This is a genomic window from Streptomyces sp. NPDC026417, from assembly GCF_055567695.1.
This window is the reverse complement of the sequence record NZ_JBVHPY010000025.1, coordinates 102735-103326: the sequence shown is the minus strand read 5'-3', so window position 1 is coordinate 103326 and position 592 is coordinate 102735. Positions and strand designations below refer to the sequence as shown.

Genomic DNA, 592 nt, shown 5'->3' with positions numbered 1-592 from the left:
CGCCAGCAGCCCACCGCATGCGGTGTCGAACCGAGTTGGGCGGCCACGTCTTTGTTCGACGCGCCGGTCGCACAGGCCAGGATGATCCGGCACCGCAAAGCCCATGCCCGCGGAGTGGAACGGCGACGCACCCATCCCTCCAGCGCAGTCCGCTCAGCATCCGACAGGATCAACTCGGCCTTCGGCCGCCCAGTACGTGCCACCCCACAACCCTACACATCTAAATGGAATTCCCGACTCAGAAGACTAGCTCATCAGGCGCTGCTTCCATGATCGGGAGATACGCCGAGACCGTATAGACCCTGCCACCCACGAGGGGCGGACGGCCTGGGGCTCCTCGGATAGGTCCTGCACATGGTTCATGGACCCCATTTGGAGAGCTTGCGGCCGCGAATAATCGCGGGTCTGGCGCGGTAATTCTCGCAGGTCATCACCTATCGGGGGGCGATCTGAGCATCGATTCCTCATGAGCAGCATTGCTTGTACAAGAAAGGTGGACGACAAGCGCTCGGCGGGGTCTCGCAACCCTGCTACTCCGGAAGGAAACCAATTATGACTATCAAGATCGTGGTCGACGCAGGTCCCGACGAAC

General features: G+C 61.3%; 1 pseudogene. It reads right to left on the bottom strand.

The features are described 5' to 3' along the window. Positions 1-203, bottom strand: a pseudogene (locus ACZ4NT_RS31985) (IS630 family transposase); the annotation flags it as partial. Positions 204-592: the final 389 nt, after the last annotated feature.